The 26,917-nt window shown below is 41.1% G+C and carries 17 protein-coding genes and 2 rRNA genes; 7 read left to right on the top strand and 12 right to left on the bottom strand.

Going from position 1 to position 26,917, the window contains the following annotated elements; translation table 11 throughout:
• Positions 1–68: 68 nt before the first annotated feature.
• Complete coding sequence (locus PL8927_RS17115; protein ID WP_083623957.1) at positions 69–770, bottom strand: helix-hairpin-helix domain-containing protein; 702 nt, start codon at positions 768–770, stop codon at positions 69–71.
• Positions 771–795: 25 nt separating this feature from the next.
• Positions 796–1,143: an NINE protein gene (locus PL8927_RS17110; protein ID WP_083623955.1), complete on the bottom strand. Its 348-nt coding sequence runs from the start codon at positions 1,141–1,143 to the stop codon at positions 796–798.
• Between the two features lie 577 nt (positions 1,144–1,720).
• Between PL8927_RS17110 and PL8927_RS17105 the strand changes: the two genes are divergently transcribed.
• Positions 1,721–1,918, top strand: coding sequence for an NblA/ycf18 family protein (locus PL8927_RS17105; protein WP_083623951.1), 198 nt, complete (start codon positions 1,721–1,723; stop codon positions 1,916–1,918).
• A gap of 198 nt (positions 1,919–2,116) precedes the next feature.
• On the opposite strand, the gene PL8927_RS17100 is transcribed toward PL8927_RS17105, so the two are convergent.
• The 9 genes from PL8927_RS17100 to gcvT form a co-directional block, all read right to left on the bottom strand.
• The gene (locus PL8927_RS17100) at positions 2,117–2,569 is read right to left on the bottom strand and encodes a hypothetical protein (protein ID WP_197047453.1); all 453 of its coding nucleotides are present in this window, start codon (positions 2,567–2,569) and stop codon (positions 2,117–2,119) included.
• Positions 2,570–2,672: 103 nt separating this feature from the next.
• Complete coding sequence (locus PL8927_RS17095; RefSeq protein WP_083623945.1) at positions 2,673–3,818, bottom strand: anhydro-N-acetylmuramic acid kinase; 1,146 nt, start codon at positions 3,816–3,818, stop codon at positions 2,673–2,675.
• Between the two features lie 13 nt (positions 3,819–3,831).
• Positions 3,832–4,572 (bottom strand): PP2C family protein-serine/threonine phosphatase, encoded by a 741-nt coding sequence (locus tag PL8927_RS17090; protein ID WP_083623943.1) that lies wholly within the window; start codon positions 4,570–4,572, stop codon positions 3,832–3,834.
• A gap of 151 nt (positions 4,573–4,723) precedes the next feature.
• The gene (locus PL8927_RS17085) at positions 4,724–6,436 is read right to left on the bottom strand and encodes an ABC1 kinase family protein (protein ID WP_231506071.1); all 1,713 of its coding nucleotides are present in this window, start codon (positions 6,434–6,436) and stop codon (positions 4,724–4,726) included.
• Positions 6,437–6,538: 102 nt separating this feature from the next.
• Entirely contained in the window at positions 6,539–6,868 is a 330-nt protein-coding gene (locus PL8927_RS17080; RefSeq protein WP_083623941.1) for a DUF6825 family protein, read from the bottom strand.
• Positions 6,869–7,029: 161 nt separating this feature from the next.
• The gene (locus tag PL8927_RS17075) at positions 7,030–7,812 is read right to left on the bottom strand and encodes a Uma2 family endonuclease (RefSeq protein WP_083623939.1); all 783 of its coding nucleotides are present in this window, start codon (positions 7,810–7,812) and stop codon (positions 7,030–7,032) included.
• Between the two features lie 129 nt (positions 7,813–7,941).
• Positions 7,942–8,850 carry a 30S ribosomal protein S6--L-glutamate ligase gene (gene rimK / locus PL8927_RS17070; protein WP_083623937.1) on the bottom strand — a complete coding sequence of 303 codons (909 nt, stop codon included), beginning with the start codon at positions 8,848–8,850 and terminating at the stop codon, positions 7,942–7,944.
• A gap of 36 nt (positions 8,851–8,886) precedes the next feature.
• A complete protein-coding gene (locus PL8927_RS17065) occupies positions 8,887–9,315 on the bottom strand; it encodes an ATP-dependent zinc protease family protein (protein WP_197047452.1) in 429 nt (142 codons plus the stop codon).
• Positions 9,316–9,401: 86 nt separating this feature from the next.
• A complete protein-coding gene (gene gcvT / locus PL8927_RS17060; RefSeq protein ID WP_083624881.1) occupies positions 9,402–10,523 on the bottom strand; it encodes a glycine cleavage system aminomethyltransferase GcvT in 1,122 nt (373 codons plus the stop codon).
• Between the two features lie 548 nt (positions 10,524–11,071).
• On the opposite strand from gcvT, the gene PL8927_RS17055 reads away from it, so the two are divergent.
• Positions 11,072–12,562: ribosomal RNA gene (locus PL8927_RS17055) — 16S ribosomal RNA — on the top strand.
• A gap of 317 nt (positions 12,563–12,879) precedes the next feature.
• A 23S ribosomal RNA gene (locus tag PL8927_RS17050) occupies positions 12,880–15,766 on the top strand.
• Together the 16S and 23S rRNA genes form the textbook arrangement of a ribosomal RNA operon.
• Positions 15,767–15,972: 206 nt before the next feature.
• Here the strand turns inward: PL8927_RS17050 and glmM are convergent.
• Positions 15,973–17,448 (bottom strand): phosphoglucosamine mutase, encoded by a 1,476-nt coding sequence (gene glmM / locus PL8927_RS17045; RefSeq protein WP_083623933.1) that lies wholly within the window; start codon positions 17,446–17,448, stop codon positions 15,973–15,975.
• 258 nt (positions 17,449–17,706) lie between these two features.
• Between glmM and PL8927_RS17040 the strand changes: the two genes are divergently transcribed.
• From PL8927_RS17040 to PL8927_RS17025, 4 genes are all read left to right on the top strand, one after another.
• Complete coding sequence (locus PL8927_RS17040) at positions 17,707–19,380, top strand: hypothetical protein (protein ID WP_083623931.1); 1,674 nt, start codon at positions 17,707–17,709, stop codon at positions 19,378–19,380.
• A 45-nt stretch (positions 19,381–19,425) separates the two neighbouring features.
• Entirely contained in the window at positions 19,426–21,303 is a 1,878-nt protein-coding gene (locus PL8927_RS17035) for a GtrA family protein (protein WP_083623929.1), read from the top strand.
• Between the two features lie 141 nt (positions 21,304–21,444).
• The gene (locus PL8927_RS17030) at positions 21,445–23,676 is read left to right on the top strand and encodes a hypothetical protein (protein WP_083623927.1); all 2,232 of its coding nucleotides are present in this window, start codon (positions 21,445–21,447) and stop codon (positions 23,674–23,676) included.
• A 121-nt stretch (positions 23,677–23,797) separates the two neighbouring features.
• Positions 23,798–26,899: a type ISP restriction/modification enzyme gene (locus PL8927_RS17025; RefSeq protein WP_083623925.1), complete on the top strand. Its 3,102-nt coding sequence runs from the start codon at positions 23,798–23,800 to the stop codon at positions 26,897–26,899.
• The last annotated feature ends 18 nt before the right edge of the window (positions 26,900–26,917 follow it).

The following is a 26,917-nucleotide window of genomic DNA, read 5'->3' as shown; positions in this document are numbered from 1 at the left end:
AGTATTTTTACTGAAAAACAGTGCTTTTTCAGAACCCAGATGACTTCAAACTTTCTCATAATCTCTAATTATAAAATATGACGATAGAGATGTAATGGCAATTGTGTCCGTTTTTTAAAATCAAGGAAAGACTTATAACCCCCTCGTTGTTGACGTTCTAAAGCGATAATTTTAGCTGCATTGATGGGTAGCCCTAAATTCACTAATTCATCAATAGATAAAACATTTAACCGACGCCAGGAATGATGAATTTCTTTATTAATATCAAAACTAAATAAAACTAACGGTGCGATTCGTTGCAAAGTCGATTCAGGAACACCAATCAATTCCGAAAGTTCTTCTAAACTTGTAAAATTATAACCTTCCCGTTTCATTTCTTCAATTTCATTAGCATAAACAATCGGTAAATCCAATCCATGTACTAAATCATGTTTGGAACAATTATTAATATCAATTTTAGCTCGATGTTTAGCAATTAATTGGATCAGATGAGATTCATTTGAACCCGATAGTGGATCATGAAATGTTTTAGCTAAAAATTCTTTTCTCAGAGCGATCGCTGTGATAATTTGAGCGACCCAAACGATTCCCCCCAAGGAGGAATGGGATAAAATAAAAGCCGCAGTAACAAACCCTAAACCTGTATAAATCCAAGATTGAGTTTTGGTTTTATTTCCCGCATAAACAATGGCTAAACCACCTAATACGGGAAATAAAGACCAGTATAACCACTGGGGGACTTTCTGAAACCATACGGATAGATTGGACACGTTCAATGTCACTCCTACTTGATGTTTACAGTTCTTTTAATAATTTCCGGCGTTTTTCTTCGTATTCTTCGGCGGTAATTGCACCTTGATCATAGAGGGTTTTTAGTTGAGACATTGCTACTGTTATATCCTGCGCCGAACGGCTACCATTTAAAGCAGAGTAGGGAACACCAGGATTAAATTTAGCATTGAAGGCTTGATCCGACATTAACAGTAAACCGAGAAAATCAAAAAAAGCTAGAATCGCGGGAATAAATGTCCAACAAAACAATAAATAAAGAATTCCGCCGAAATTTTCTCCTAAATAAAACTTATGAACTCCAAAACCTCCGAAAAAGAAAGCCAGTAATGCGGCTGCGATTTTATTTTTCATCGAGTTTTCTCCTGAAGATGAAAGATTGAAATGGTTAATAAGATTAAAATGAGTCGCAACTAAAGATCGATCTTATGGTTTTGGCTTTTGGAAAGCCGAGCCATGAGAAAATATAACAAAATGATAGCAGTTTGAACTTCAAGTAGTGTTAAATATCCCCTAACAAAAAAATTAACATCCCAAGTGGAATTAAAATAAAAAATTAGAATACCTAACGCACTGTAGGGAAGAAAACGGAATCGACTCCAGAAGGGTCTGGGTTGATCTGTTTTAGCAGGAGTCATGTTTAATTTCACATCCTTATCTTATGAGTCAGAAATCAAAATCTTATAAGATTTGCAAATACTCTATATGAGTTTAACACATCAAACTGGGACGATTCCTGATTATGGAGTCTGAAATTTGCCTTCAATCTTGGGATTTCTTCCCGTTATGGTTAAAACTGGTATCCTGTGCTACACCATCTCTCAAAAGATTTGCTATCTTCATAACAGACATCTCCCTAGAGGAGAATGGACGGTTTGTCAAATAGTTGTTACAGTTGTTAATAATACTAGAGAGCCGATAGGAGTTAACCATGAGCCAACCTGCACAATTATCTCTTGAGCAACAATTTAACCTCACTTCCTTTAAGCTGCAAGTGGGTCAGATGAGTCGAGAGCAAGCTCAAGAATTTTTAATCAATCTCTATGAACACATGATGATGCGAGAAAATATGTACCAGCATTTTCTCAAACACCACTGGGGTTTAGAACCCACTTTTGTTCAGGAGTAAAACTTGAAGGTGTCGCAGTAGGCGACCTCTATCTCTCACTTTTTTTCTGTGCTAGGAAACAAGTTAAGGGTAATGGGGCGTCAACCTGCTTCTTAAACCTGAAGCCATCTGATGAATTCTAGTCACCCCTGGTTTAGATTCATGTTGAGTTAAATTTATGTTGATAACAACTAAAAGATTAGAGTCTACTCGGTTGGTCTACGATTTACGTTCTAGTGTTGCTTCCATCACATTAATTAAATTCAGAGAATGTCCCGCCATCGTTCCACTGGAATAATAGTAATGGCTGGAATCAATTTTCCGTAAAGTTTCAAACCCATTCCGACGTTGGCGTTCATCTCCCAACACTCGATAACGTTGCACAATAGATTCAGGGCCAATTAAACCTTCGCCTTCGATTTTGCCCAATTGACTATGTTGTAAGACAAACGTATATTCTCTTTCGTTACTATCTAATCTTCCCCGATACTGTAAAACAATATCTTCGCGCTCAGTACCCGGAAACACTAATTTTGTCACCATACTGAACCAGTCGCTTTGATGCCAAGCAACTACTGTTTTTCCACGAACGGTAATCGGCATTTGATCACGGTCAAGCCAATTTCCTTCTAATAACCATTGACCAGATTCCATCAAAAATGTGTGCGCCACAGTCCCACCCTTATTCGCACCCAGACTAAAACTTTTCAACCCCCAAGAAAACACAACTTTCGTTGTAGGAGATGTGAATGTTATCTCTTTAATTTCTTTATTATTATCGTATCATGTTCGGAGTCAAGACGGTATGAATTTCTCCCAGTAAAACCTCAGAGGCTGCCCCCGTTACCGAGGATAAATTGACCGGGTTTCCTAATAATCGCTCCTTAGCTAAAACAGCAAAGGTGATTGCTTCTTTAAAATCAGCATTTAAGCCTAGTTCGGAAGTCGAAAACACAGGAATAGGAGTCAATAAAGTTTGTAACCGATGTTGTAAATAGCGGTTATGACTACCCCCTCCACACAATAAAACCTGATCGGGTAACTGCGGCAAAAATTGACAATAACTCTGATAAATCGAAGTCGCTGTTAATTCGGTTAATGTGGCTAAAACATCGGCGGGACTTAAATTATAGGGTTCCATTTCCCTTAAACACCGTTGCCAATATTCCCAGCCAAATAATTCTCGTCCCGTTGATTTTGGAGGCGGTTGTTGAAAAAAATCTTGCTGTAACCAGGTTTCAACTAAAGGCATATAGGGCGTTCCCATCGCCGCCCAAGCCCCATCTTGGTCATAGGTTTGAGTCCCTTGAGAAAAATATTGTACCGCTAAATCCAGTAAGGTATTTCCCGGCCCAGTGTCCCAACCTAAGATCTGATTGTCCGTTTTAGGGAGATAGGTGACATTGCCAATTCCGCCAATATTTTGAATACAGCGATTATATTCTCGATGGCGAAGCAGACAAGCATCAAGAATCGGAACCAGGGGGGCCCCGTGACCTCCGGCGGCAATATCCGCCCGCCGAAAGTTACTCACCGTTACTAAACCCGTTAAATGGGCAATCACTTCCCCTCGTCCCAGTTGTAGACTGTAACCCAGTTGATCCCCGATGGGAGGACGATGAAACACCGTTTGACCGTGGGAGCCAATGAGTTCAGCAGGTTCAGAGGACTGTTGTAAGCTTAAGGCGGCTTCGGCAAAAGCCTGGGCGATCGCATCATCCAATGCAGCCAATTCTAGTATTGAAAGGGGTGTTCCACTGCACACCTGCAAAATTTGCGATCGCAACTCCGAAGGATAGGGGTAAGTTGCTCCCGTCAAGAATTCCACCTTCAAATCCCTTTGAGATCCTGTAATCTCAACCAGAGCCGCATCAATCCCATCCACCGAAGTTCCACTGATCAAACCGATCACACGCATCATCAATTACCAGGGATTAACTGTCTAAGGAGCCCACCGCTATAATAATCACCGTAATATTGTCCCGTCCCTCCCGATCTTTGGCGGCTTTGATTAAAGCAGTGGCTGCTGTTTCACAAGCTCGGATCGATTTGAGATTAGAAGCAATGATCGTATCGGCGAGTTCTTCGGTCAACCCATCACTGCATAATAACAGGCGATCTCCCGGCTGGACATCCATCTGATCAATACTAATTTCCGCCAGATCTTCGCGTCCCAAACACTGAGACAGAACATGACGCCAAGGATGAGTCCGAGCTTCATCAGGAGTTAAGGCATTGCGTTTCACCGCTTGAGCCACCCAAGTTTGATCTTCGGTAATTTGTTGTAACTGATGTCCGCGTAAACGATATAAACGGGAATCTCCGACATTGGCAAACCAAGGATTCTCCTCATCTTCGCGGAATAAAGCTACAACCCCCGTTGTTCCCATATCCGAGCGTTCAGGATGTTTTTGCTGATCCTTTAAAATGGCGTTATTGGCAGCTACAAACGCATTTTTGAGCAGAATGGGGGATTGATCAGAACTATCCCAATGCTCAAGGATGTATTCTTTAATGGTTTGAGTAGCCATCAAACTCGCCTCTTGACCTCCGGCGTGTCCACCCATGCCATCAGCGACAATGAAAAAACGGCCTTCAGGATCAATATAGTAAGCATCTTGGTTGACGTTGCGAACATTGCCTGTATCCGTCATCCCAGCGAAATAACGTTTCATAAACAAATATGAGTTAACCTCTAACTCCCCAGAGGGTTTTATTCTAAAATTTTCCAATATCTGCGATTGAGAGTGGGTTAGAAGTGCGGCGCGACATCGAAAAATCTCTGACTCTAAAAGTCATCGTTGATGTGACTACCGGATTAAGGGTTTACATCATCCGATCCAAACGATCAATCCGTCGCAACAATCTCAAGAAAGCAATCCCCATCGCCAATGCTAAGAAGAGTACAACAAGAGCTAATCCCACCTGATCACTAATCAATAACAGTGTAGCTGATAGAGTGAAGGCACTGATCAGGACAGCGTAATTTGTTCCCATTTGGACATTGCTCACCCGTCTTAATACCCGGTCGGTTTCCGCCAGACGAACCCGCATTCGGATATCTCCCTGTTCGAGTTTTTCCAGGGTATCTTCAATGCGTCCCGGTAAACCCAAAGCCGAGGAACTGACTTGAACCGCTTGGCGGCTGATTTCATTAAAAATACTATTGGCGGTATTGGGCAGATTTCCATCAGACATAAGTTGTATGGCAAACGGCTGTGCCACCTCCATAAAGTTAAATTCGGGGTCGAGTCCTTTTCCTACTCCTTCTAAGGTGGAAAATGCCCGCATTACAAAGGTAAAGGTTGCGGGAAATCGAAAGGGTTGGTCATAAGCAATTTCATAAAGATCATCACTGATGGAGGCAATGGATTGATTTTCAAAGGGTTGATCCATAAAGTTATCCAACATATATTGAATCGACCGACGCACTGGCCCCATATCCCCCGTTGGTGCGAGTGCTCCGACCGCAATCAAGGATTTCATCACCCGATCCCCATCTTTTTGAGTAATCCCAAATAGGGTTTCCATGAGTTTTTCCCGCAGATTAGAGGTAATTTGTCCCATCATGCCAAAATCATAAAAAATCAGTTCGCCACCGGGACTAACGGCAATATTACCGGGGTGGGGATCGGCATGGAAAAAGCCATGATTTAGGAGTTGTTGTAAATAAGCTTTAGCTCCCATTTGGGCGAGTTCTTTGCGATCGAGTCCTGATGCTTCCAAGGCTTCATAATTGCTGATTTTAATCCCTGGAATATATTCTAAGGTCAGAACCCTGGGGGCGGTATATTGCCAAGAAACTCGTGGCACTTTTACCCAATCACAATTACGAAAATTGCGTCGGAAAGTATCAGCATTTCGACCTTCATTTAGATAGTCGATTTCTAACCACAAAATCCGACAACATTCGTCATAAATACCGACCCAATCTCGACCTTTACCCCAACGAGGATGATTCTGGAAATAACGGGCAATACCTCGCAGAATGCCTAAATCAATTTCAAATAATTTGTTCAGTCCAGGGCGCTGAACTTTAACCACCACATCTGCACCGGAATGCAGTTGGGCTCTGTGAACTTGACCCAGACTTGCTGCCGCTAAGGGAATCGGATCAAAATTTTGGAATAAATCTTGAACGGTTTTACCCAGATCTTCTAGGATAATTTCCTCGGCTTGTTCATAACTGAAAGCGGGAACTTTATCTTGGAGTTTGGAGAGTTCTTCTACATATTCTATGGGAAATAAATCGGCACGGGTGGAAAATAATTGTCCAACTTTAATAAATGTTGGCCCTAACTCTAAAAAGGTTTCCCTTACCCAAATCGCTTGCGCTCGACGACGAGCATTCTTTTTTTCTTCGGTAAAACCGCCCCGGTAACTCCATTTTTTACTATCGATCCACAACCAAGTTAACCACGTCAATACAAACGTCCAAATATCAATAAAACGTCGTTGACGGGAATAATTTTTGCGGTTCCAACGGTAAGCTTTTCCCCCATAATTTTTGCGAGGGGGAGTTACTGAAGGCGGATGAATCCGTTGCTCCGAATCGGAACCCCGAATTGAGTTATTAACAGACACGACCGTTTCCAAAATTAAGTTGACCCAATAATCCCGTGACTTTTACTACAAGAGAGTTTACACGGTACGATTACGATACCGTTGGAGTTCGGAGCGCAATTCCGCCACTTCCGCCCTCAGTTCGTCAATGGTGGCTTGTAAATCTACAGGTTCACCGTTAAAGGATGGGGAGTTAAAGGAGGAGGGACTGTCTGTGACAACAGTTCCGGCTTCTTGACAGGCGCGTTCCATCACTTGTTGGGTAAATTGTCGCAGATTTTCTTTCTGCTCGGCGTCAAATTTCCCCAGTTCACTCAGGAAGTTGGCCAGACTGTTTCCCAGTTGTTCGTACAGTCCTTCCGCTAAGGCGCGACCTACAAAAAACGAATTCACGGCGGGTTTACTCATAAAACTTATAGTTTTGCTAACTTCCGTAACAAATTATAACCCGCCTTTCTCATCTTCGGCTTCTCTTGAACGACAAATACCCCTGTAGAGACGTTGTATACAACGTCTCTACAGAGGTATGAAGAATTCTTTGATTTTGAGAATCAAATAGTTTGGCCTACTTAGTCGGGATTAATCCCCAATGCTCTCAGTTGTTCGGCTAAACGTTCGGCTCGTTGACGTTCGGTTTCGGCCCGTTGATGTTCGGTTTCGGCCCGTTGATGTTCGGTTTCGGCTCGTTGACGTTCCTGTTCGGCTCGTTGACATTCCTGTTCAGCCCGTTGACGTTCGGTTTCTGCGAAAGTTTGAGCTTGGAGTGCGGCTTCTTCTGGAGTGGGAATTAATTCACCTTCTGGACTAAAATAACGCAATTGATTGTTATAAATTCCCAAATTTAACCCTAATACATCACTCCATAATAACCCCAATTCATTAATCAAAATGGGTTGATAGTCTTCCCCGCTTAAGCGAAATCCAGCTAATTCTAAATCTTCGGGAGAAAACCAGAAATATTCAGGGGTTCTAAACCGATTTTGATAGAGAATTTTCTTTTCTTGTCGATCAACTTTAGCGGTAGAATCTGAGAGCAATTCGATAATGATATCAGGATATTTACCGTCTTCTTGCCAAACGACCCAAGACCGACGCGGACGTTTGGCTGTATTTTTGGCAACAAAAAAATCTGGGCCTCTAAATTCTCGATTTTTGAGTTGTTGTTGACTATAATAAACGGTTAAATTAGCCCCAATAAAATAATCCTCTCGATCTCGCCAGAGCCAATCTAAACCAGAAACCAATAAAGCTAATTGTAAATAATGTAAAGAACTTTCCATCTCCGGTTCATCACTTTCTAATTGACTGGTATCCGGCATTAAGTCTGCGATCTGTTGAGCCGTTAGTGCCATTTTGTTGTACCTCCGTTGTTTAACATTTTAACATACTCTTGATTAAAAAAGTCTGTTTCATAAAATTATTTTAATAATTATAGCAAAGCGATCGCTTTTTGATAACAAATAACAAAAAAGCGATCGCTTCTAATTTTTACCCTCAGCTTTCTCTACTTTTCCTTTCATGGCATTTTTCTCCAAAAATTCAATAATTTTATCCGAAACATCAATACCCGTAATGGTTTCAATTCCTTCTAATCCAGGGGATGAATTTACCTCTAAAACCAACGGCCCCTTATGGGAACGAATTAGATCAACGCCTGCAACTTTTAATCCCATCACTTTTGCGGCTTTAATCGCCATATTACGTTCTTCTGCGGTTAATTTAACATTTTCAGCTTTCCCTCCTCGATGTAAATTAGCGCGAAATTCTCCAGGGTTGCTGAGTCGTTTCATCGCCGCCACAACTTTATCCCCAATCACTAAACAGCGCAAATCTGAACCATCTGCTTCATGAATAAATTCTTGCACTAAAACATCAATATTTAACCCTTGAAAAGCTTCAATAATCGATTTAGCAGATTGATAACTATCAGCTAAAATTACCCCCATGCCTTGAGTTCCTGCTAATAGTTTAACAATTAAAGGAGCACCCCCCACAAGTTTAATTAAACTATCAATATCTTTAATAGAAGTGGTAAATCCGGTTTTCGGTAAACGAATTCCTTCTTTCGCCAACCCTTGTAAAGCATATAATTTATCACGGGAACGTGCAATCCCTTGGGATTCATTTAAGGTAAACACTCCCATGAGTTCAAACTGACGGACAATTACCGTTCCATAAAATGTTTTTGACGCGCCTATTCTAGGAATAATTGCATCAAATTCTTCTAAATCATTCCCTTCATAAATAACAGTTGGATTCGGGGAAGTAATCGAAATATGACATCTTAAATAATCAATAATCTGTATCTCATGACCCCGTTGTTCCCCGGCTTTTCTCAGTCTTCTGGTAGAATATAGGGAACTATCTTGGGATAAGATCGCAATTTTCATAACAATCAATACCGTTAAACTGTTGGGTTTTCTGCTCTATTTAGAATTACTTAAAAAGGATTGACGACAATCAATTAAAAACTGTCCTCTGATTGCTTGTCTTCCTAATAGCATCCGAAATCCCATCGCATCTCGATTTGTTAAAGTTAATTCAATTAACCATCGTTTTCCCATCAGTTCAATATCCGTTAAAATCACAGGTCTTAATTCCGTCTGTCCGCCAGAATTACGGACGGGACGATATTCTAGTAAGTCTACTTCAGCACTAACCGTATTGATTGTATCGCGTTGGATGGGATGTACTTTAAACCGAATTCGTTGTTTACCCTGAAATTCAACAATCTGAATATCAAAAGCGTGTAAACTCGATGAACGCGCACCTGTATCAATTTTGGTTTTAATTTGTCCAATCCCCAAACTCGGTAACGCCACCCATTCCCGCCATCCAATCGTCAGTAATTTCATAGTTGGCTGTTGACTGTTGACTCTGTAGAGACGTTGCATGCAACGTCTCTACAGGCTGTTGACGGTTAGCCACTGCTCAGGAGTGCTTATTTCTTAGGACGATGAGGAGAACGATAAAAGGGACGTTTAACAACAGTTGCGGGGTAGGTTTTACCGCGAATTTCAATGTCTAAGAATTGACCAATTTTGGATAATTCTGCGGGAACATAGGCCATTGAAATCGCTTTTCCTAACGTTGGGGATAAAGTACCACTGGTAATTTCTCCCACTCTTTCACTATTAAATAAAACCGGATATCCGTGACGCGCAATATGTCGTCCTTGCATTTCTAACCCGACTAATTTTTGAGTAACACCATTCGCTTTTTGTTGTTCTAAGGCGCGACGACCAATAAATTTACCTTTCGTTTCCCAATGAATAACCCAACCTAAACCCGCTTCTAAAGGAGTTGTGGTTAAATCAATATCTTGCCCATATAAAGCCATTGCTGCTTCTAAACGTAGGGTATCTCTGGCTCCTAAACCACAAGGAATTACACCTGCTGCGGCTAAATTTTGCCATAATTCAATACCGATATCAGGAGCCACCATAATTTCAAATCCATCTTCTCCGGTGTATCCTGTGCGGGCAATAAACGCAGGTTTTCCCAAAATTGTTGTATTAATATGACCAAAAAATTTAACCTGAGAAAGATCATCCTTGACCAAGGGTTGTAATGTAGCTTCAGCTTGTGGCCCCTGAACAGCTAATAAGACTTGATCTCTGGATAAGTCCTCTAATGTTACCCCTTGATCCTCAATATGGGCACTAATCCAAGCTTTATCCCGTGATTTAGTCGCCGCATTCACAATCATTAGCCCTTGGGACAGATTTGTCACTGGATCAATGCCTTGATCATAAAAAATAATATCGTCTAAAATTTTGCCCTGGACATTTAATAAAACACTATATTGGGCTTCACCGGGTTGTAAACGGCTCAAATCTGAGGGAACAAGAGCTTGTAAAGCATCAATCAGACGTTCCCCTCGCAGCATAAATTTACCCATGTGGGAAATATCAAACATTCCCACCGCTTGTCGGACGGCTTCATGTTCTCGGCTAATTCCTGTAAACTGAACCGCCATTTCCCAACCCGCAAAAGGCACCATGCGGCCATTGAACTCAACCGAGACGTTATATAAAGGAGTACGAGAAAAGGTCGTTGACATGGGATGTTGACTGTTGACTGTTGACTGTTGACTGTTAGCTGTTGACCGTTGGGTGAAGATGGGGTTTTGGGTCAATCGTTGTATTTTTCCTGTTTGACTATCATACTGTTAACCCTATATATAATGATGGGTTTTGAAAATTTCCGGGCAAAAGACAAAAAGCCATCTCAGAATGGACGTTCAGTGATTTCATCCAGGTCTGCAATGATGACAACCGATTTAGGATTGCGATATTTATATTTATATAAAAAATATTAAACCCCAATAAACCCAAAACCCTTTTAAATCAAGGGAGAGAAGACAATCGAAAAATATTTTGGCAAAAGGGTTGACAAATCCAGAACTAGCTGATAGATTGATAAGAGTGTCGAAAAACAAAAGACACGCCGAACCTGGACAACTTAAGAGTTTGAAAGCCAAGTTGACACATTTTTTCTCGTCATAGGAATTCAGTCTTAGTCAAGGAGTTTAACACAAACTCTGAAATTAAGCAAAGAATTCCAAAACTTTGAGAAACAAGTTTTGGAGCCAAAAACAACAGATTCTTCAAAATGGAGAGTTTGATCCTGGCTCAGGATGAACGCTGGCGGTCTGCTTAACACATGCAAGTCGAACGGAATCCTTCGGGATTTAGTGGCGGACGGGTGAGTAACACGTAAGAACCTGCCTCTAGGACGGGGACAACAGTTGGAAACGACTGCTAAACCCGGATGAGCCGAAAGGTAAAAGATTTATCGCCTAGAGAGGGGCTTGCGTCTGATTAGCTAGTTGGTAAGGTAAAGGCTTACCAAGGCGACGATCAGTAGCTGGTCTGAGAGGATGATCAGCCACACTGGGACTGAGACACGGCCCAGACTCCTACGGGAGGCAGCAGTGGGGAATTTTCCGCAATGGGCGAAAGCCTGACGGAGCAAGACCGCGTGGGGGAGGAAGGTTCTTGGATTGTCAACCCCTTTTCTCAGGGAAGAAGAAAGTGACGGTACCTGAGGAATAAGCATCGGCTAACTCCGTGCCAGCAGCCGCGGTAATACGGAGGATGCAAGCGTTATCCGGAATGATTGGGCGTAAAGAGTCCGTAGGTAGCCCCTCAAGTCTGCTGTTAAAGAGCGAGGCTTAACTTCGTAAAGGCAGTGGAAACTGGGGAGCTAGAGTATAGTAGGGGCAGAGGGAATTCCTGGTGTAGCGGTGAAATGCGTAGAGATCAGGAAGAACACCGGTGGCGAAAGCGCTCTGCTGGGCTATAACTGACACTGAGGGACGAAAGCTAGGGGAGCGAATGGGATTAGATACCCCAGTAGTCCTAGCGGTAAACGATGGAAACTAGGTGTTGCCTGTATCGACCCGGGCAGTGCCGGAGCAAACGCGTTAAGTTTCCCGCCTGGGGAGTACGCACGCAAGTGTGAAACTCAAAGGAATTGACGGGGGCCCGCACAAGCGGTGGAGTATGTGGTTTAATTCGATGCAACGCGAAGAACCTTACCAGGACTTGACATCTCTGGAATCTTGATGAAAGTTGAGAGTGCCTTAGGGAACCAGAAGACAGGTGCTGCATGGCTGTCGTCAGCTCGTGTCGTGAGATGTTGGGTTAAGTCCCGCAACGAGCGCAACCCTCGTCGTTAGTTGCCATCATTAAGTTGGGAACTCTAGCGAGACTGCCGGTGACAAACCGGAGGAAGGTGAGGATGACGTCAAGTCAGCATGGCCCTTACGTCCTGGGCGACACACGTACTACAATGCGAAGGACAGAGAGCAGCCAACCCGCGAGGGCGAGCGAATCTCAGAAACCTTGGCACAGTTCAGATTGCAGGCTGCAACTCGCCTGCATGAAGGAGGAATCGCTAGTAATCGCAGGTCAGCATACTGCGGTGAATCCGTTCCCGGGCCTTGTACACACCGCCCGTCACACCATGGAAGTGAGCCACGCCCGAAGTCATTACTCTAACCCGCAAGGGGGGAGGGTGCCGAAGGCAGGGCTGATGACTGGGGTGAAGTCGTAACAAGGTAGCCGTACCGGAAGGTGTGGCTGGATCACCTCCTTTTAGGGAGACCTACTTCTGGGTAGAGTGCGAACATCCCAACAAAATCTAGCACCCTCAGAAGTCATCCCAGGTCGTGCGAGAACAATGAATTAGACAGAAGCTTTCAAACTCTTAAACTCAGGTTTAAAAAAACGGACAATTCAGCACCTTGCGTGAGCCAAATCAGCAAGAATGCTGGACTAGCAAGTCCAGACAGAACCTTGAAAATTGCAGAGAAACAAAACTGGCAGTAGTTCGTAGTTAGAACTTCTGATTTGAGGGAAAGGAAACTGACCCATTCAGCAGAAGAACTAATCACAAACAAAAGAGAATCAAGTGGTCAAGATAGAAAGGGCTGACGGTGGAAACCTTGGCACACAGAGGCGAAGAAGGACGTGGCGACCGACGATAAACTCCGGGGAGCTGGAAGCGAGCGATGAGCCGGAGGTGTCCGAATGGGGCAACCCAAAAACAGCCCACTGAATCAAATAGGTGGGTATGAGCGAACCGGGCGAACTGAAACATCTTAGTAGCCCGAGGAAAAGAAAGCAAAAGCGATTTCCCGAGTAGTGGTGAGCGAAAGGGAAACAGCCTAAACCAACAGGTTTACCTGTTGGGGTAGTGGGACAGCGACAGTGGACTCAGAGAGTTAGACAAAGCAGATGAAACCTGCACCAAAGAAGGTGAAAGTCCTGTAGTCGAAAACTCAAAAAGCCTAGCTGAATCCCGAGTAGCACGGAGCCCGTGAAAGTCCGTGTGAATCCGCCTCGACCACGAGGTAAGGCTAAATACTCCTGTGTGACCGATAGAGAAACAGTACCGTGAGGGAAAGGTGAAAAGAACCCCGGAAGGGGAGTGAAACAGAACCTGAAACCGTCAGCTTACAAGCAGTGGGAGTCCGATTCAACGGATGACCGCGTGCCTGTTGAAGCATGAGCCGGCGAGTTAAAGGCAATGGCAGGTTAAGACAGAAAATGTCGAAGCCCAAGCGAAAGCGAGTCTGAAGAGGGCGAAGTCGTCATTGTTTTTAGACCCGAACCCGGGTGATCTAACCATGTCCAGGATGAAGCTTGGGTAAAACCAAGTGAAGGTCCGAACCGACCGATGTTGAAAAATCGGCGGATGAGGTGTGGTTAGGGGTGAAATGCCAATCGAACCCGGAGCTAGCTGGTTCTCCCCGAAATGTGTTGAGGCACAGCGGTTGCGGAAAAATCTGGGGGGTAAAGCACTGATTCGGTGCGGGCTGCGAGAGCGGTACCAAATCGAGTCAAACTCTGAATACCCAGAGGAAAGCAACCAGTCAGACGGTGGGGGATAAGCTCCATCGTCAAGAGGGAAACAGCCCAGACCACCAGCTAAGGTCCCCAAATCACCACTAAGTGAGAAAGGAGGTGGGAATGCCGAGACAACCAGGAGGTTTGCCTAGAAGCAGCCAACCTTAAAAGAGTGCGTAATAGCTCACTGGTCAAGCGTTGCTGCGCCGAAAATGAACGGGGCTAAGTGGTGTACCGAAGCTGTGGAATATATTTTTAATGTATTGGTAGGGGAGCGTTCTGGCGTAGGGAGAAGCACTAGCGGAAGCAGGTGTGGACGAACCAGAAGTGAGAATGTCGGCTTGAGTAGCGAAAATGTAGGTGAGAATCCTACACCCCGAAATCCTAAGGGTTCCTCCGCACGGCTCGTCCGCGGAGGGTAAGTCAGGGCCTAAGGCGAGGCTGAAGAGCGTAGTCGATGGACAACGGGTGAATATTCCCGTACCGTTGGCAAATTGGTCAGGGGAACGGAGAAGGTGTGTGCTAGCCGGACGATGGTTACCGGTGCAACCGTACGAGGTGTTGAGGTCTGGAGAAAACAGACTGAGCTAAGGCGGGAGTCCGACCCTCTACGGAGGGGAAGTAGAGAGCATCAAGCTTCCTAGAAAAGCCCTAAAACCGTTAATTTGTCAATGCCTGTACCCGAAACTGACACAGGTAGGAAGGTTGAGAAAACCCAGGGGCGCGAGATAACTCTCTCTAAGGAACTCGGCAAAATGGCTCCGTAACTTCGGGAGAAGGAGTGCTTATGCAAGTAAGTCGCAGTGAAGAGGCCCAGGCGACTGTTTACCAAAAACACAGGTCTCCGCCAACTCGTAAGAGGAAGTATGGGGGCTGACGCCTGCCCAGTGCCGGAAGGTTAAGGAAGTCGGTCAGGAGTAATCTAAAGCTGATGACTGAAGCCCCGGTGAACGGCGGCCGTAACTATAACGGTCCTAAGGTAGCGAAATTCCTTGTCGGGTAAGTTCCGACCCGCACGAAAGGCGTAACGATCTGGGCGCTGTCTCGGAGAGAGACTCGGCGAAATAGAATTGTCTGTGAAGATACGGACTACCTGCACCTGGACAGAAAGACCCTATGAAGCTTTACTGTATCCTGGAATTGGGTTCGGGCTTTGCTTGCGCAGTATAGGTGGGAGGCATGGAAGTGATCCTTGTGGGGATCATGGAGCCATCGGTGAGATACCACTCTAGTAGAGCTAGAATTCTAACTATTACCCGTGAATCCGGGTAGAAGACAGTTTCAGGGGGGCAGTTTGACTGGGGCGGTCGCCTCCTAAAAGGTAACGGAGGCGCGCAAAGGTTCCCTCAGAATGGTTGGAAATCATTCGCAGAGTGTAAAGGCAGAAGGGAGCTTGACTGTGAGACCTACAAGTCGAACAGGGTGGAAACACGGCCTTAGTGATCCGACGGTACTGCGTGGAAAGGCCGTCGCTCAACGGATAAAAGTTACTCTAGGGATAACAGGCTGATCTCCCCCAAGAGTTCACATCGACGGGGAGGTTTGGCACCTCGATGTCGGCTCATCGCAACCTGGGGCGGAAGTACGTCCCAAGGGTTGGGCTGTTCGCCCATTAAAGCGGTACGTGAGCTGGGTTCAGAACGTCGTGAGACAGTTCGGTCCATATCCGGTGCAGGCGTAAGAGCATTGAGAGGAGCCTTCCCTAGTACGAGAGGACCGGGAAGGACGCACCGCTGGTGTACCTGTTATCGTGCCAACGGTAAACGCAGGGTAGCCATGTGCGGAGTGGATAACCGCTGAAAGCATCTAAGTGGGAAGCCCACCTCAAGATGATTGCTCTCACCCGTTTAACGGGTTAAGGTCACGGGCAGAACACCCGTTTATAGGTGTTAGGTGGAAGTTCAGCGATGAATGCAGCCGAGACACACTAACAGACCGAGGGCTTGACCTCTATTCTCTACTCCAGTTTCTCTGCAATCTTCAGTGTTTCTGATAACTTTTTAAAGTTAATCTTTTATTCTTTAATCTCTAAATTTCCTATGCAGACTAGATCTGTGATAGGGAATTTTTGATTTGGGGATAGGAAGGAGATGTAATATTTTATATGTGGCTTTTGGGGTTTGGAAATCCCAAAAGCCTAAAGTAGAGATAAAAATACTAACTCACCAAATACTGTTCTACTGTCCAGACTAACTGATTCGCCCAATATTCGGCTAAATCGGCGCTCTTTGCTTCTACCATCACCCGAATTAAAGGTTCTGTTCCCGACGCCCGGACTAATATTCGCCCTTGATCTCCCATCGCTTGTTCTGCGGTTTCAATTGCTTTAATCACAGGTTCGCACTCTTGCCAATGACGCCGTTGATCAACATCCTCAACCCGGATATTTTTTAACAGTTGGGGATAGGTTTGAAAACTATTATTCACTAATTCTGCCAAAGACTGACCGGAACGTTTCACTAAGGTCGCTAAATGTAACGCCGTCAGTAACCCATCGCCACTAATTCCATAATGGTGACAGAGAATATGTCCCGACTGTTCACCGCCTAACATCGCCCCGGTACGTTTCATTTCGGCGTGAACGTGTTGGTCGCCTACCGGAGTCCGAATTAATTGGCCCCCGAACTGTTGCCAAGCCCGTTCAAAACCCAGGTTAGCCATCACCGTTGAAATAATTAAATTTTCGGGGAGTTGTCCGGCTTGGCTGAGGGTTTGACCCCAAAAATAGAGAATATAATCCCCATCTACCGTTCGACCTTGGCCATCGACAGCCAAAACCCGATCCGCATCCCCATCAAACGCGAACCCAAGATCCGCTTTATGCTCTAAAACAGTCTGTTGTAGAGCGTGTAAATGGGTAGACCCACAATTAACGTTAATTTGATGGCCATTGGGTTGATCGTGGAGACAAATCACCTCCGCCCCCATTTCTCTAAATACCTGGGCTGCTAAGGGAACTGCGGCCCCCCAAGCTAAATCTAAAACCACCCGCATCCGGTGTAAATTCGAGACAGAGAGTAACGGCCCATGTAGAGATTGGGCATAATTTTGAATCAGTTCGGGGCGATAATAGTGTTGGCCACAGTCGCTATAAGAAATGGGAAAATCGGCAGTTCCTCTAATTCCCGCCTCTATTTGCTGTTGTAGGGCGGTGGATAGTTTTGTACCATCTTTTCCAAAAAACTTAATTCCGTTGTCTTCTGGGGGGTTGTGGCTGGCGGAAATCATCACTCCACCAATAGCCTCAGAGGTTAAGGTTAAATAGGAAACTCCTGGGGTGGGACAAACCCCAATATGCCAAACTTCCAGCCCCGCAGCAATTAATCCGGCGGAGAGGGCCATTGCCAACATATTGCCAGAGGTGCGGGTATCTTGGCCTAAAATTACCGGGCCGGGATGTTGGGCCTGTTGTCGGAGAACTTGACCCGCCCAGAAGCCCACTTGTAAAGCCAGAGGTGCACTCAGGAGTCCTCCAACCCGTCCCCGGATACCATCGGTTCCAAATAGGGGGGTGGTGGGGAGTTCCCCGACTTGATCAGTAAAGCCAAAATGGGAGATAGTTCGAGGTTGGGCGGTGTTGGCTTCTTTTTGCAGCGAACTAAAGTTCTGAGTCCGAGCGGGTGTTGCGACCATAAAAATTCACTCCTCTTAATATATTCACACACTCAATGTGGAGCATAACACGTCAGGAACAGAGGTCAACTCTCTGCCTATGGATTGTGTTGAATCACGAGGGATAAAATTCACTGATTTTATATTACCTGTTGAGGGTCTATTTTTTTCAAAAAGTTTAAATAAATTGTGGAGAATTGATGACTTGACAGGATCATCTTAAAACCTGATACTGAAAAAACTCGCCATGAATCCGGTTGCCCCAAATTTAACACGGTAATGAAGACAAAATCTTTTTCCAAAATCTCTCGTTATTCAATAATTTTAATCGGAATTATTGCTGTTACAGGGTTGATTGCTTATTCTAACATTTTTAATAGTTTTTTTCTCTCGGATGATTTTGTTTTAATTGCCTTAATGTCTAAATTAGGGCCGTTTGGGTTGTGGTTTAATCAACAACATGGTCAATCGTTATTTTTTCGTCCTCTATTGGGATTAATTAGTTTTTTAGATTATAAAATCTGGGGATTAAATGCTTTTGGCTACCATTTAACTAATTTTGGCTTTCATTTAGGAAATGCCTTTTTAGTGGGAATAATAGCATTTTTATTAAGTTTAAATTTAAGATTAGAATTAAAATTAAAACGATTTTTTCCTTATTTTGCCGGATTTATTTTTCTATTATTACCCTCCCATTCTGAAGCTGTTTCTTGGATTTCTGCCCGGACTGATGTTATTGCCACATTTTTTGCCTTACTCTCCTTTTCAACCTATTTAACCTTTAAACAATTTTATCAACCCTTACAATTCTGGATCTCTTTAGCTGCCTTTTTAGCTGCGTTATTATGTAAAGAATCGATTGTTAGTTTTCCAGGGTTAATTTTAGCCTATGAACTCTACCAATATTTACAAGAAAAACCCAGAACTTTGAATAAACTCTTGACAATTGTTTCAATGTACGGAGCCGTTTTAGGGTTTTATTTTGTTTGTCGATATTTAAAATTAGGAACGTTAATTGGGGGATATGGAGAAGGAATTCATCTTCAGTTTAATCCGATTCAAATTTTATACAATTTAATCATTTATCCAACTCGTAGCTTTTTATCACCTCAACTCAACTCAAATTTAACAATCTGGATTACACAATTATTGGGAGTGATTCTCATCTCCTTATTGGCTTTTATTTTAAGTTATCATAAACATCAACTAACCTCTCAAATTCCTCAAACCTTAATTTTATTAATCGTTGGATTTTGGATTTGTGTTTTACCTGCAATTAATGTTTCTGTTTCTCCCTTTGATACCCAAGGAGAACGTTATTTATATTGGGCTTCTAGTTTTACCTCAATTTATATTGCGTTAATCATTACAATTTTAGCTAATAATTTTCAACTGACTTTAATTCTATCCTCGATTATATTAGTTAGTTTAGGATTATCCCTACATTCAGTTAACCAAAATTGGAAATTCGCCGGAGAACTCTCTCAAAGTTTATTAACCAGTCTCCAAAAAACGCCCATAGAATCCCCTATAATTACCAGTGTTCCCGATAATTATAGAGGCGCTTATGTATATCGAACTGGATTAATCCAAGGACTCTATCTTTTTAATTTTGATAATCGCTTTAATATTCAATTTGAGCAAAAATCAACAGATAAACCCTTTGAAAAAGTTAGATTATATACCGATAATATTTTATCAATAATGATGAATACTCTGCTAGAACCCACAGATGAAATTATCGTTAAGCCTCTTCAACCCAATCAATATCAACTAAAATTATCTAATCCCCAAACCTTATTTTTTCTCACGCCTAAAAATACAGTCGTCACGAAAGACTATCAAGTCAGTGATGTACAACCCCAATCCTACACCCTAACCCTAAACAATCCTAGCCGTTTTCAGGATTTATTGTTGTATTCGTCGGGTAAGTTTGTTAAACTATCGAATTAATCTTGTATTATAGAGACAATTTATCCAACGATAATATTAGGTGTGATGGAACCCATTTATATTTTAGGGGCTGGCCCAGCCGGACTCGCTGCGGCTTATACGTTAACGAAACAAGGTCAATCCGTTGTTGTGGTTGAACGCGATAGTCAAGTCGGAGGATTAGCTAAAAGTATAGAATATCAAGGCTTTATATTAGATTACGGCCCCCATCGATTTTATACAAAAATTGCTCCGGTTTTGCAACTTTGGGATGAAGTTTTAGGAGATGAACAAGTTACAGTTAATCGTCTGACTCGGATTTATTATGGGGGAAAATATTTCAGTTATCCCTTAAAAGCTAAACAAGTTTTATCCGCGTTAGGATTCGTTGAAACTTTAAGAATTATTATCTCCTATTTAGCAGTTCGATTATTTCCTAAATCCCAAACGAATAACTTTGCAGAATGGGTTGAAAATAAATTTGGAAAACGATTAGCAGAGATATTTTTTGAAGGTTACACCGAGAAATTATGGGGAATTCCCTGTACAGAAATTAGTGCAGATTGGGCCGCACAACGAATTAAAGGATTATCCTTATCAAAAGCGATTAAAAATGCTATTTTAGGCAATGATGGTAAAGTTAAAAATCTGATTGACCAGTTTCAATTTCCCCGTTTAGGTTCGGGTCAACTCTATGAAAAAATCGCCGACTATTTACAACAACATCAACAACCAATTTTATTAAATACAGAAGTTATTCAAGTTCATCATCAAAATTCTCAAGTCACCCATATCACTCTAAGAAACCGCATCACCAAAGAGGAAAATACCGTTACTTGTGGGGGTGTGATTTCTTCTATTCCTCTAACGCATTTGGTTCAACAATTGCAATCTTCCCCGCCTGAAAAAGTCATTGATGCAGCTAAATCGCTAAAATTTAGAAATACAATTTTAGTCTATTTAATGGTAGAAGGCGGAAATATTTTCCCTGATAATTGGTTATATATTAATGACCCCAGAGTTCAAGTTGGACGAGTGACAAATTTCGCCAACTGGTCGCCAGAAATGTTAGCAAATACTCAACAAACCCCCCTTTGTTGTGAATATTGGTGTAATTTTGGCGATGATTTATGGCAATGTCCAGAAGATGAACTGCGAATATTAGCTGCGAAAGAATTACGCCAAATTGGATTATTAAAAAATCAAACGATTTCTGATGGGTTTATTGTTCGTTTATCTCGAACCTATCCTATCTATGCTGGAAATTATCAAACCGCTTTATCGGAAATTCAAGGCTATTTACAAACCTTCCAAAACTTGCAATTAGTGGGACGTTATGGCGCATTTAAGTATAATAATCAAGACCATAGTTTATTAATGGGAATTTTTGCGGCGGAGAACGTTCTAACTCCGGGTAAACATGACCTCTGGGATGTTAATAGTGATAGTGAATATGTGGAAGAAGCCAGCGCAGAAGCCGCCACAACCGCAGCAACCAATACTCGCTTATCCCGTCGTCGCCAAACCTTAAAAACCTTACGAGAATTTGGCGGCTATTTATTCACAGGTGGCGCAGCTACTATTGTCGATGTTCTCGTTTTTTCGATTCTCATCCAGTCGGGTTTATGGTATGTTTTTGCATTAGGAATTAGTTATTTTATCGGATTAAGTACAAACTTTTGGCTAAGTCGTCGGTTTGTATTTGGGGTGTATTGGAAAAACTGGTTTGTTCAATATGGTGTATTTGCGACGGTTGCTTTAAACAGTTTATTAGCCAATTTAGGGCTATTACAACTGTTAATAAATGAATTGGGATGGCATCCAACCCTATCTCGTTTAGCGAGTGCTGCTTGTGTTGCGATGATTAGTTTTACAGGACATAAGTTGTATTCCTTTTCATCCCAAAATCAATCATCTAATCAAGTTTCTGAATTGCAATCTTAACGGTAGCAATCTGTGTTGAATTTGTCAAAAAACTGTAGGGGTGGTGTCCCTCCTAACCCAAATCCATAGAGGGTTGGGAGACCCAACCCCTACAATAAAATATTCAACTTTTCCTACCTGTTCCCTATTCCCTGCTTAAAAATGTCTGAACAAAAACAACAGGCTAAAGTGAATTTAACCGCCATTTTTACCATCACTTTAGCGACTTGGTTAATTCTAGTTCCTTGGGTCAATTCGATTAAAATTCCCTTTGGAAGTCATCAAACAGGGGTGATTTCTTTAGCCAGTATTGAGGATATTAGTCCCTATACAGACTATATTAAATATATTATTTTACTCCTAACTCCTCCTTTAATTGCGACTCTGGTTTTAAATCTGAATCAAAAACCCCTAAAAGCAATTTTAGGAGTGCTTAACCATCGTTATACTTGGATAGGAATCAGTTCTATTTTACTTCTGACTTGGTTAATTAATACTCCTTTTAACCAATTTAAAATTAATTCAATCTTAATAGATTCGTTTCATGAAGGAGAATTTTTAGGCTTTTTACCCAACTTTCTACAACTCAAACAACCCTTTATCAATACCGTTTTAATTCATGGCTATGGCGTTGATGTCCTTCCTAGTTGGTTAGCAGCAAATCTCGCTAATCAAAATAATGGTATTGCTTTAACTCGGTTATTTGTCAACCTAGAAAATGTGATCACCTGTTTAGGGTATTTTTGGATATTGTGGGAATTAATTAATTTATCTCAAATCCATAAAAATCGCTTAAAAATATTTTTAATCTCCTGTATTCTATTTTGTGTTTTTGATGGAGTTTTCTATAAATTTGATGGTCGTAGGGGAACCAGTTTTATTATTCAATTAGCCTTAACCTTACGTTTTTTTAGAGTAGCGGAAACTCAAACCAACCAAGCGCAATGGTTATCTATATTAATTGGAGCTTCAATTCCGAGTAGTTTTTTCTATATTTATGACCGAGCGATTTATTTTATCGCCGTTTATCTTTGTGCTTCTATTTTATCATTATTTATCAACAAAAAAACATCTATTTTATGGTTAAAAGGATCGTTAATTGGGATTATTGTTACTTCTATTTTTAGTCTAATATTCCTAGGTTTTAATCAAATTAATGCCATTATCTCTCAAGTTTTATATTGGGGAAAATATGGACGCTATATTTCCTTTATTCCCCTTCCCCCCCTAGAATTAACCTGGACTTCCCAAACCTTTTGGTTATCTATGTTTGTTCAAAGTGCGGTTTTAGTTTATCTCCTCTTAGACTTCAAAAATCATGAATTTAAACTTCGTTCTTTTATTCAAAACAATTATCTGATTATTTTACTCCTAGTTGCTGCATCCGTTTACATGAGAATTACCCTTGATAGAAGCGATTTAGGACACGCCTATCATGGCGCATTAATTACGGCATTTTTAGGATTTTACCTGCTTTATCGGGGATATAAACATAAAATAGAAGCGCAGTTATCGCAATTTAACTTAACTCCCCTTCAACAGACTTTAACGATTCTGCTTTTGATTGTAATTATTTTAGCAGAACCCAGTTTTAATATTGTTAAAGGGATGCAAAAATTAACTCAACTCCCTGACGCTTTATCAACTCCTAATCAAGAACTCTTAAAACCCGACTATTTAGAAGCGTGGAACACCCTCAAACCTGAAATTGAGCAACAATCTTGCTTTTATACCTTAACTTCTGAAGGATTATGGTATTATTTATTTAATAAACCTTCCTGTTCTAAATACGGTTATGTTCTCTATGCTAAACCCACCATTGCACAACAGCAAGTCATTCAAGAACTCAATGAAACGAAACCCAATATCCTATTATTAACCAATGAAATATGGTATCATAATCCTTGGGATTTTGTATTAAAATCAGAATCAGCTTCTTTAATTTATCAAAACGTTTTAACCACCTATCGACCCTATAAAACCGTTCAATCTCATTGGTTTTGGAAACGTAATAATCAACCGTTAAAATTCACTCAAACTCAAACGTTAAATGGTAATATAGAATCTATTCCGACCCAACCCATTTATCAACGGGATGATTTATCTATTAGTGGATGGTCAATTCTTCCTAAACAATCAAAACCTGCGGATGCAGTTTATCTAAGTTTAGGAGAAAATAATCAATTAATTGCTGTCGGTCAAGTCAATATTCCTAGACCTGATGTAGTTAAAACCTTATCTAATCCTAAATATGAAAAATCAGGCTGGATGATTCGTGTTCCTACAGCAATTTTACCCCCAGGAAATAATCAGATGAAAGTTTGGAGTTATGACGCTAAAAACAATCAACTCACTCAAATTGGAAAAAGCTTTAATTTAGAGATTATCCCCTAACCCCGTTGTTGCGTCGTTGTTTCGCTTGAGCGCACTCTTTAAAATAATTTTTATTAAATTAAACATTTTATTGAGTTTAATATAAGATAATTAACAGAGAAGATCTAAAAACTTGTTTCCTATGGCGGCGCTAAACCTGAAACCCACCCATAAACCCATTAGAGCTTATTATGACGCTTTACAACAGTTTGCAAAATTGGGAGTTTCCCACGAATTAGCGGTTAAAGATGCCTTTGCAGACCTCTTAAAAGCCTGTTGTCCGCAATTTGAGTTAACCTTAGTTCCTGAAAAACAAATTAAATTACCCAACGGTAAAAGCATTCGGGTTGATGGTGCTTTAGTTCGGGATGGAAGTATTAGATATGGCGTTTGGGAAGCGAAAGATAGTCAGGATAAATTAGAGCGAGAAATTAAACAGAAATTTGCGGTAGGTTATCCCAAAGATAATATTATTTTTCAATCTCCTGAACGAGTAATTTTATGGCAAGGAGGAAAACAAATCTGTGATCAAAATATCACAAAACCGCAGATTTTAGTAGATACGTTAAAGTTATTTTTTGAATATCGCACCCCTGAAATTGCCCAATGGGAAATAGCGGCGGCAGAATTTGGTGGACGGGTTAAAGATTTATCGGGTAAATTGATTGATTTAATCGAAACCCAACGCAAAATTAACCCAAAATTTATTCAATCTTTTAGTGAATTTACGGGAATTTGCCGTCAAGCCATTAACCCGAATCTTTCTGAGGCGGCGGTGGAAGAAATGTTAATTCAACATCTCCTTACAGAACGAATTTTTAGACAAATTTTTAATAATCCTGATTTCACCCGTCGTAATATTATTGCGGTGGAAATTGAAAAGGTAATTCAAGCATTAACATCTAAATCTTTTAGTCGAGATAATTTTTTAGGGGAAGTTGATTATTTTTATCGCGCTTTGGAAGATGCGGCTCAAACCATTGATGAGTTTAGCGATAAACAGCATTTTCTGAATACGGTTTATGAGAAATTCTTTCAAGGGTTTGCGGTTAAAGTTGCGGATACCCACGGAATTGTTTACACACCGCAACCCATTGTTAATTTTATGGTGAAAAGTGTTGAGGATATCTTACAAAAAGAGTTTGGGAAGTCTTTAAATGACAAGGGAGTGCATATTCTTGACCCGTTTGTGGGGACGGGTAATTTTATTTTACGGGTGATGCAGGAAATTAAAAAAACTGCCCTTCCCTATAAATATGAACAGGAATTACACTGCAATGAGGTGATGTTATTACCTTATTATATTGCTTCGATGAATATTGAGCATCAATATTTTGAAGCAACGGGAGGTTATAAAGCTTTTGAAGGGATTTGTTTAGTCGATACGTTTTCTGATCAACAGGTGCAACAGTTATCTTTATTTACGCCTGAAAATACGGCCAGGGTTCAACGTCAAAGAAGTTCACCAATTTTTGTGATTATTGGAAATCCGCCTTATAATATGGCTCAGGTTAATGAAAATGATAATAATAAAAATCGCAAATATACAAATAAAGATAAAACTGGAATTGATGATCGAGTTGCCGCAACTTATTCTAAAGATTCAAAAGCCACGAATAAAAATTCCCTTTCTGATCCTTATGTTAAAGCGTTTCGTTGGGCTTCAGATAGAATAGGAGATGAAGGAATTATTGCTTTAGTTACAAATAATAGTTTTATTAATTCGCTTGCTTTTGATGGAATGAGAAAAAATTTATTTAAAGATTTTAGTTGTATTTATGTTTTAGATTTAAAAGGAAATGTTAGACAAGACTCGATGCGGGAAGGAATACCCATTGGAGAAAAAAACACGATTTTTGGTTTAGCAGCTATGGTAGGTATAGCTGTTACTTTTTTAATTAAGCACAAAAACAATGATAGTGATTGCAAAATTTTTTATAGTGAGGTAGATTGGAAAGCGACACGAAAAGAGAAATTTGAGTTGATAGAGAAATTAAAAAGTATCCAAAATTTAGAATGGCACGAGATTCATCCAGATCAAAAATATACTTGGTTAACTGAAGGATTAGAAAATGATTTTTATGATTTTATTTCAATGGGTAATAAAGAAAGCAAGTCATCAAAAATAGATGATATTCATGTAATTTTTAAACTTTATAGTAGAGGAATCGCTACTTCTCGAGATTCATGGGTATATAATTTTGATCCCATGAATCTTACAGAGAATGTTAAACGCACTATATTAACTTATAATGAGCAAATGATCAGTTGGACACAGCGCATTGATCGTTCAGTAAAAATAGATGATTTTGTAACTAACAATGAAACTAAAATTAGTTGGTCTGAAGGACTAAAAATTTGGTTAAATAGAGAATTTAAAATAGAGTATAATTCCCACTTTATCAAGCAATCTATTTATCGGCCATTTACTAAATATTATCTATATTTTAATACTCAATTAAACGAGCGCCGTTATCAATTTCCTTATATATTCCCTACACCTGATACTGAAAAAGAAAATCGACTTATTGCTGTAACTAATCATTCACAAATTCCTTTTTTAGTACAGATAACGAATTGTATTCCATCTCTTGATGTCGGTGGTCGTCCTGGTCAATGTTTCCCCTTCTATACCTACGACAAAGACGGAACAAACCGAAAAGAAAATATCACCGACTGGTCACTTGAACAATTTAGAAATTATTACCAAGATCAGACTATTACAAAATGGGATATCTTCTATTATACATATAGCCTCTTGCATCATCCCGTCTATCGAGAACGCTACGCCGCCAACCTCAAACGAGAACTTCCTCGCATTCCCTACGCGCCAGATTTTCGAGGGTTTGTTGATGCTGGACAACAATTAGCAGACCTGCATCTGAACTATGAACAACAACCCGAATATAGCCTTAAATTCATTGAAAATGATGAAGTTCCGTTAAATTGGCGGGTGGAAAAAATGAAACTTAGTAAAGATAAAACCCAAATTATTTATAATGAGTTTCTCACCTTAAGCGGTATTCCTCCTGAAGTTTTTGAATATCGTTTAGGAAATCGTTCGGCGTTAGATTGGATTATTGATCAATATCAAGTTAAAATTGATAAACGCAGTGGAATTGTTAATGATCCTAACCGTTTAGATGATGAACAATATATTGTGCGGTTAATTGGTCAAGTGATCACCGTTAGTTTAGAAACTGTTAAAATTGTTAATTATTTGCCAGATTTGGGATTACCTTAAGAGAAGAAGCCCTGAAGG

Source organism: Planktothrix serta PCC 8927 (genome assembly GCF_900010725.2).
In the GTDB taxonomy this organism is placed as follows: domain Bacteria; phylum Cyanobacteriota; class Cyanobacteriia; order Cyanobacteriales; family Microcoleaceae; genus Planktothrix; species Planktothrix serta.
This window is presented reverse-complemented; position numbering and strand designations above follow the sequence as displayed.